Genomic DNA, 6,031 nt, shown 5'->3' with positions numbered 1-6,031 from the left:
ACATATTATACAAATGTTATAGAAGTAGGTACATATGAAAATAAAATAGAATTGAAAATAGTTGATATTTACGGGAATGATGTATCAAATGCATATAATTTTATAGAATATTTTAGTCTATTAACGATTTATCAAAGACCAATAACTGTTAAAACTTTAAGTGCAGAAAAACCATATGATGGAACACCGCTTTATTTACATGAATATGAAATTATGAGTGGATCATTAGTCAACAATGATATCTTTGATGTTAATTATTATTCAAGCATCGTAGAACCGGGAGAAGTGACTAATGATGCTGTTTTTATAATTATTGATGAATTTGGTAATAATAAGACAAATAATTATCAAATAAATTACTTATTTGGCAAGCTTAAAATTTATCCTATTCCATTAACAATTATTACTGAAGATTTTTCCAAAATATATGATGGAACACCAATAAATGTTGGAGAACCAATAATTATTGGAACGCTATTAGATAATCATTATCATGAAGTTACATATTATACAAATGTTATAAAAGTAGGTACATATGAAAATATAGTTGAAGTTAAGATTTATGATGAAAATAACAGCAATGTAACAAATAAATATCAATTTACTTATATGTTTGGGAACTTAAGTATTTTACAGCGTGAATTAATCGTTCAAACAGAAAGTAAATCAAAGAAATATGATGGGCTACCATTAATTGAACAAAATTATACAATTAATGAAAACAATTTACTAGAAGAACATAAAATAGAAACAACATATATTTCAGAAATTATTGAACCTGGAACTAAAAATAACATTATTATTCTTAAAATAGTTGATAATCAAGGAATTGATGTTACGTTCAATTACGATATTAAATATCATTATGGTAATTTAGAAATTTTGAAACGAGATATATATTTAACTACACTAGATGCAAAGAAAATATATGATGGAACACCTCTTTATCATCCGTATTATGAAGTAATATTAAATGAACTTTTACCAGGTCATTATCTTGACGTAATAATGAACTCTAATATTACTGAACCTGGTGTAATAAGAAATAATATTTTCATAATTGTAAATGATGAATATGGTAACGATGTTTCAAAATATTATGATATTAAAATTGATTTAGGTGAATTAAAAGTTCTTCCAATCGAAATAGTTATAAGATCAGCAAGTGATAATAAAGTTTATGATGGCACACCACTTACAAATCCAAATTGGGAAATTTTATCTGGCGAAATATTACCTGAGCATCAGTTAGTTGTTTATGTTGATGGTTCAATTACAGAAGTTGGAAAAATTAATAACTTAGCATATGCAATTGTTTATGATGAAAATGGACAAGATGTCAGCAAGTTTTATAATTTTGAATATGCTTTTGGTGAATTAACTATTTTAGTAAATATTTATTCAGGTGATAATATCTCTACGGATTCAGTTCCTGATGATGATACAGTATATTTAAAACTAAATAGCTCTAAGAGTGGAACAGTTTACTTAAGAGATAAATCCTATGGAAACTATAACGGTAAAGGTTGGGAAGAAGCAAACCCTTATTTAGGTAGCATCGGTGTTCATCCATTAAGTTTTGTAAGCCAAACTTTATTACATTCAAACTTTATAGAAGAAACTGTTTCAATTGAATATGTAAAAGATAAATTACCTTATTATTTACCGTATTACACAACAAACTATTTAAATGGATCAAATGATGTACATTATTATGGACCAAATCAAACGATACATAATCATACATATATTCCATTTGATTATTTAGAAAATACAAGTTCATTAGTAGTTCCAAGTGATGTTGAAATTGCTGAAATGGTTTATCGAACATATGTATATCAAACATATTTAGATTTACCTAATATGACTAAAGATGCACTTGCAAGAATCGCTCAACAAAATGGATTAAGCGATGAAAGTTCAACATTAATTGAAGATATCCAAGAATATATTCAAAATGCAGCAACTTATGACAAAGACTTTGGACCAATGCCAAAAAATGTCGATGATATCGTTATATATTTTTTAGAAATACATAAGAAAGGTATATGTCAACATTTTGCAGCAGCAGCAACTTTGATGTACCGTTATTTTGGTATACCTGCGCGTTATGTTGTAGGTTTTGTAGCAAATGCTCAAAAAGATACATGGGTTGAAGTTGATGGAAACAAAGCACATGCTTGGGTAGAAGTTTATATTGATGGTAAGGGTTGGGTTATTGTTGAAGTAACACCAGGTAATGGATTTGGTGGTGATATTGGTGATGAAGAAGATGGCAATATAAAACCTAAAATCTCTGTTCGACCACATAATGTCATTGCACCTTACGAAATTGGTAAAACGATTTCAGCAACAGAAGTAACCATAAGTGGATTAGACTTCTACTTAAATATGGGATATACATATACTTATACCTTATCAGGGGCACTTTCATCACCAGGTAAATCATATTCTGAAGTTGCAAGTTTTACAATTTATGATCCTGATATGAAAGATGTTACAAGTGAATTTAATATTCAAAAAAATAAAGGATTATTACAACTGTATTTACATGAAATTAATCTTGTAACTTCAAGTGGTACTAAAGTTTATGATGGTTCACCGCTTTATAAACACGAATATCATATAGAAGGTACTTTAGGATATAATCATCAAGTCCGTTATATAGAATTTGTTTCTGAAATAACTAATGTTGGTCGCATGTTAAATAGAGCTTCTATTATTATTGAAGATGAAATGGGACGCGATGTTACAGAACTTTATTATATTAATACATATTATGGTGAGCTAATTATTACACCAAGGTATATCGTCATTAAATCAGCTGATGCGACAAAGATTTTCGACGGATTACCTTTAATAAATAATAACTTTGAAATTATAGAAGGAAGTATCGTTTTAGGTGATGAACTTCAAGTAGTTATCACTGGTATTCAATCATCAATTGGATCAAGCGAAAACATCATTGAAAGTATTACAATTTACAAAAACGGTATTGAAATCACTTATAACTATGAGATTGACATTGAATTAGGATTACTAATTGTTCGACCATTTTAAAAATAGGGGTTAAGATATGTTATACGAAAAATACGAGAAGAAGGTTCGATTATTTCTTCAACTTAAAAACTTAATCATTAAGTTTAAAGTACTTATCATATCTGTTACGATTGCAGTAGCATCTTTTACCACGCTTTTTATTGCAACCAAGGGTATTGTTTATAACATATCTATCCCTGAAATAATTTATGGTGATGATGCATATGATATTAAAGTTCAATCATTATTCTCTAATTACACAATTTATTATAGAGAAAAAGATACTTTAGAATGGCATCAACAAAAACCTCTTTTAGCAGGTTCATATGAACTTAAAGTAACAACAAATGGTTCATTTGGTGAAAAAATTCAAATTTATCCTTTTGAAATTCAACCAAAAGCATTAGATGTCAGTTTAGTTGAAACAGCAATTCAATTTGGAACAGATATTAGAATTAATGCTTCTTTAGCATATAGCGACTACATTGAATCATTCCGCTTTGAATTTAAAGATTTATCAAAAAATCAGACAACGGTTTTAGTTAATGAAATTGTTATTCATAATTCAAATGGGGAAAATGTAACAAATAACTATAAATTTGTTCCATTTGAAAAACAAATATCATTTATTCCAAGAAAAGTGAGCGTAACATTGTTAGATGCTCAATTTGAATATGATGGAAATCATCATTATTCATCAACATTTATCATTAATGAGGGATCATTAATTGAAGGTCATACAATTATAGTCGAAGGAAAAGGGCGTATACAAAATGTTGGATCAATTGATAATGATTTTTTATCCATACACATCTATGATGGTGAAATTGATGTAACAAGTAATTATGATATTGAAAAGATTATAGGTCAAATTGAAGTTTATAAGAGAAAAATAACGATTGAGACATTATCTCAATCAAAAGTATATGATGGAACACCTTTAAGTTATGACCACTTTGAAATTAAGGAAGGTACTTTAGTTTTAGGCCATCAATTTATACCAGTTTTTAGCAAATCAGAAGATGTTATTGGAATTGTTAAAAATAAACTAGAATCATATCAAATTTTAGACGAAAATGGATTAGATGTAACAACAAACTATGATATTGAAATCATAGAAGGTACATTAGAAATTCTTAAACGTGCAATTAAAGTTAAGACATCATCGTTAGATAAAATTTATGATGCCACACCATTAACAAGTGAAACGTTCGAAATCATAGAAGGCTCATTAGTGAATGATCATGAATTTATCATCCAAGGGTATTCTGCAATTATTCATGTTGGTACGCTTCAAAATCAATTAACATTAAAGATATTAAATGATGAAATTGATGTAACAGCTTATTACGATATAAGTTTTGAATATGGTACTTTAACAGTTCATCCAAGACCTATTAGAATAGAATCTGAATCATCAAATAAGATTTATGATGGAACACCTTTATCATATGGTGTGTTTAATCTTGTTGAAGGATCAATTTTAAATCATGAAATGATTTTAAAAGACAAATTAGAAGTGACTGATGTAGGAACATATGAAAATCGTATAGTTGTTGAAATTTATAAAGATTCTGAAAATATAACTAAAAATTATGATATTCAATATACTTTTGGTACATTAGAAATTCATCCAAAACCAATTACGATTAAACCTAAAGATGAGATTAAAACATATGATGGAAAATATTTAACATCAAATATTGCTGAGTTTTTAGATAATTCAACTATCTTAGAACATCATCAAATAACAATTGAAACAAATGGATCAATTAAATATGTAGGAATAGTTCAAAATCATATTGAAAAAGTATTGATTACAGAAAATGAAAAAGATGTCACACATAATTATGAAATTACCTATGAAGTAGGTTATTTAGAAATTACAAAACGTTTAATTACAATTGAAACTCATGATTCATTAAAAACATATGATGGAAAATACTTTAGTCATCAAGAGTTATCAGTTATAGAAGGTTCTATAGTTGATGGAGAGACATATGTCATCATAATGTATGCATCTGTGATTGATGCAGGAATTTATGAAAATATCATAGAAATCGAGATTTTTAGTGATATTAATGTAACAGAAAACTATGAGATTACTTATGTATATGGAAAACTAATTATCGAAAAAAGATATATTCATATTGAATTAGTGAATCAAATATGGATTTATGATGATGAGTATCACGATTCAAATGAAATTAGATTTATGAATGATACCAGTTTAGCTCAAAATGAAGTTATTATCATTGAAGCTGATGGACGTATTAAAAATGTAGGTACAGTTCAAAATCATATAATAAATTATTCAATATTTAGAGATTTAGAAGAAGTTACTGAAAACTATATTGTTGAAGTTGATTCAGGTGAATTATCAATTCATCCAAGACCAATTACAATAGAATCTAAAACTGATCAAAAAATATATGATGAAACATCACTTTATAACATCGAAGTAAAAGATGTATTTGAAACACTTATTGAAGGGCATCATATTGAAGTTATTGACTTTACTTCAATGATTAATGTTGGATCTGAAGAAAATATAATTGTTGTTAAAATATATGATTCATTTGATATAGACGTTACTGAAAATTATGTGATTGATTACCAATATGGAATTTTAGAAATATTTAAACGTCCTATCACAATAGAATCTAAATCAGATGAAAAAGTATATGATAATGAACCACTCTTTAATACAACAGTTTATGACATACTAGGTATGTTGATTGATGGTCATAAACTTGAAGTAATCGATTATCAAGTCTTAATTGAAACAGGAAGCATAGAAAACGTTGTAACAATCGTAATTAAGGATGTATTAGATAATGATGTAACACATAATTACGATATTACATATGAGTACGGCACATTAACTGTTCATCCAAGACCAATTACAATTAAACCAAAAGATGTATCTAAGATTTATGATGGAGAGTATTTAACATCAAATATTGTTGAAATCGTTGAAGGTTCATTATTG

At 27.4% G+C, this 6,031-nt stretch carries 2 protein-coding genes; both read left to right on the top strand.

The window, feature by feature from the left end:
• Nucleotides 1–3,060, top strand: a 3,060-nt coding sequence (locus T434_RS07295; RefSeq protein WP_035358587.1) for a transglutaminase family protein, incomplete at its 5' end; no start/stop codon positions are given.
• A gap of 16 nt (nt 3,061–3,076) precedes the next feature.
• Nucleotides 3,077–6,031, top strand: a 2,955-nt coding sequence (locus T434_RS07290; RefSeq protein WP_035358585.1) for a hypothetical protein, incomplete at its 3' end; no start/stop codon positions are given.

The sequence above is a fragment of the Acholeplasma equifetale ATCC 29724 genome, from assembly GCF_000687735.1.
Taxonomy (GTDB): domain Bacteria; phylum Bacillota_I; class Bacilli_A; order Acholeplasmatales; family Acholeplasmataceae; genus Acholeplasma; species Acholeplasma equifetale.
Note: the sequence above shows the minus strand (reverse complement) of the source record. Positions and strands in the feature narration are given on the sequence as shown.